Annotated in this window: 3 protein-coding genes; all 3 read right to left on the reverse strand. The window is 74.8% G+C overall.

The window, feature by feature from the left end; all coding sequences use genetic code 11:
• Positions 1 to 92: 92 nt before the first annotated feature.
• The 3 genes from L2C96_RS23885 to L2C96_RS23895 are packed head-to-tail and all read right to left on the reverse strand — an operon-like array spanning position 93 to position 2,466.
• Entirely contained in the window at positions 93 to 692 is a 600-nt protein-coding gene (locus L2C96_RS23885) for an energy-coupling factor transporter transmembrane component T family protein (protein ID WP_237337836.1), read from the reverse strand.
• On the reverse strand, positions 689 to 1,363 hold the full coding sequence (locus L2C96_RS23890; protein WP_237337837.1) for an energy-coupling factor ABC transporter ATP-binding protein: 675 nt from the start codon (positions 1,361 to 1,363) through the stop codon (positions 689 to 691). The genes L2C96_RS23885 and L2C96_RS23890 overlap by 4 nt, the downstream gene beginning before the upstream one ends.
• Positions 1,360 to 2,466, reverse strand: coding sequence for a thiolase family protein (locus L2C96_RS23895; protein ID WP_020420549.1), 1,107 nt, complete (start codon positions 2,464 to 2,466; stop codon positions 1,360 to 1,362). The genes L2C96_RS23890 and L2C96_RS23895 overlap by 4 nt, the downstream gene beginning before the upstream one ends.
• Positions 2,467 to 2,511 lie beyond the last annotated feature (45 nt).

Consider the following 2,511-nt stretch of genomic DNA (forward strand, 5'->3'; position numbering starts at 1 on the left):
CCACCACGGCCTCGCCGGTGACCAGGCGGCCAGGACAGCGACCCGCGATCCCACCAGTCACCCAGCGGCCCACGACCATCCCCCGTGACGCGTCAGCGGTCACCCTCGCCGCGGGCGGCGAGCGCCTCTCCCAGCTCGTCGGCGTGCCGCAGCGTCCGGACCAGGAACGGGACGGTCAACGCGACCACCGAGCGGTCCGCGCCGCGCGCCTTGGCCGCCTCCCGGACCTCGCCGGCGATGCCGGTCAGCGTCGCCACGGCCTGCAGCGTCAACCCGACCAGCAGCCCGAGCCGGTCCGGCCGCACCCCGAACCGCCGCAGCGGGTCAAGTCCACGCTCGATCGCGGTCACCAGGTCGTCGACGCGGGTCGTGACCGTCACCAGGTTCGCGGCGGCCAGCGCGGCGACGATCCGCAGGCACACCACGACCGCCGGCTCCAGCCCGAGCAGCCACCACTGCAACGCGAACACCACCGCGACGAGCAGCCCCAGCGACCGCAACAACCCCCAGCACCGCCGCCAGGACACCCGCGCCACGGCGTAACCGGCCACCGCGACCGCGCACAGCACCCCGAGCCACACCGGCGACCGCAACACGAAGATCACCACGGCGAGCGCCAGCAACACCAGGAACTTCACCCCCGCCGGGGTGCGGTGCAGGACGCTCGTGCCCGGCTCGTACCAGGCGTTCACGCGGTCAGCTTCCGGTACCAGGCCAGTGCCGGCCCGGGCGCGTCGTCCGCCACGACCCGGCCCGCGTCCAGCACCACGACCCGGTCGAAACCACCGAGCAGCTCCAGGTCGTGCGTCACCAGGACCACCTGCTGCGACAGCCCGGCCAGGGTCTCGGCGAACCGGCGCTTGTTGCGCAGGTCCAGCAGCGTCGTCGGCTCGTCGCAGACCAGGATGTCCGGCTCGAGCACCAGCATCGCGCACAGCGCCAGCAACTGCTTCTGCCCGCCGGACAGCTGGTGCGCCGGGTGGTCCACGTAGTCGCCGAGACCGTAGCGCGCCAGGACCTCCGCGGCCCGCGCCGCGCGCTCCGATTTGGACAGCCCACTGCGGCGCAGCGAGAACGCGACGTCCTCACCGGCGGTGGGCATCACGATCTGGCTGTCCGGGTTGGTGAACAAGAACCCGACCCGCTTGCGCACCGCCCGGCCCTCGCGCACCGGGTCCAGCCCGTCGACCAGCACGCGGCCTTCCGTGGGGGCCACCAGTCCGTTGATCGTGCGCGCCAGCGTGGACTTGCCGGAACCGTTGGCGCCCACGAAAGCCACCCGCCGCTCCGGGATGCGCAAGTCCACATCGGACAGCACGACCCGCGAGCCGTACGCGTGCCCGACGCCCTCGAACTCGATCATCCCGTCTCCCACCTCGTCGCCACACCCACACCGCCGCCGGCGGACAGCGCGGCCAGACCGCACGACCCGGTCCGCCGCCGCACCAGTGTGCCGAACAGCCGCACGACCAGCACGGCGCCCGACGCTCCCCACGGGTGACCCAGCGCGATGGCCCCGCCGTCCGGGCTCACGACCTCCTCGTCGATCCCCGCCGCGTCCAGGCACGCCAGCGCCTGCCCGGCGAACGCCTCGTTGAACTCGACCACGTCCGGCCGCCGGTCCAGCACACGCCGCATGGCGGGCACCGCGCCGAGGCCGAGCCGGTTCGGGTCCACCGCCGAGGTCGCCGACGCGGCCAGCCGCAGCCCCGGCACCCCCAGCCGCCGCTGCACCCGCTCGCTCACGATCAGCACCGCCGCCGCGCCGTCGTTGATCCCGCACGAGTTCGCCGCCGTCGCGGTGCCGTCCGGGGTGAACGCGGGCCGGAACCGGGCCAGCCGCGCCTCGGTGAAGCCGTCGCGCGGCCGCTCGTCACGCACCACCCCAGCCACCGGCACGATCTCGGCGTCGAACCGGCCCGCCCGCTGCGCCGCGACCGCGCGGGCGTGGCTGCGGGCGGCGAAAGCGTCCTGCCGCTGCCGCGAGATTCCGGCCTCCGCGGCGACCAGGTCGGCCGCCGGACCCATGTCCGGATCGCCGATCTCCGCCGGCGCGAACGGCGCCCGCGTGTAGAACTCGCCCGGCTCGCTGCTGCCGTCCACCCGCCAGGCGCGGAACGGCGCGGTCGACGCGCTCTCCACCCCGCCCGCGAGGAACACTTCTCCCTCACCGGCGCGGATCATCGCCGCCGCGAGGGTGATGGCGGCCAGACCGCTCGCGCACTGCCGGTCGACGGTCACCCCAGGCACCGCGAGGCCCGCCCGCAACGCGGCGACCCGCGCGGGGTTCCCGCCCGGCCCGAACACGTTCCCCAGCACCACGTCATCCACAGTGGACAGACCGGCGTCGTCGAGGGCGGCCCGCAGCACAGGCGCGGCGAGCTGGTCCACCGGCACCCCGCGCAGGGCGCCGAAGGCGTTGCCGATGGCAGTCCGCCGCGCGGCGATCACGACGGGGGTGGTCACGGCAACTCCACGGACAGAGTCCCGAGCCGCGCGGCGGCGAGCGCA

Origin of the sequence: Amycolatopsis tucumanensis (genome assembly GCF_021654135.1) — a bacterium.
Taxonomy (GTDB): Bacteria; Actinomycetota; Actinomycetes; order Mycobacteriales; family Pseudonocardiaceae; genus Amycolatopsis_E; species Amycolatopsis_E tucumanensis.

Bases quoted from the DNA above. Each gene is read 5' to 3' on its own strand.
- L2C96_RS23890 (WP_237337837.1), bottom strand. From the start codon at position 1,363: ATGATCGAGTTCGAGGGCGTCGGGCACGCGTACGGCTCGCGGGTCGTG.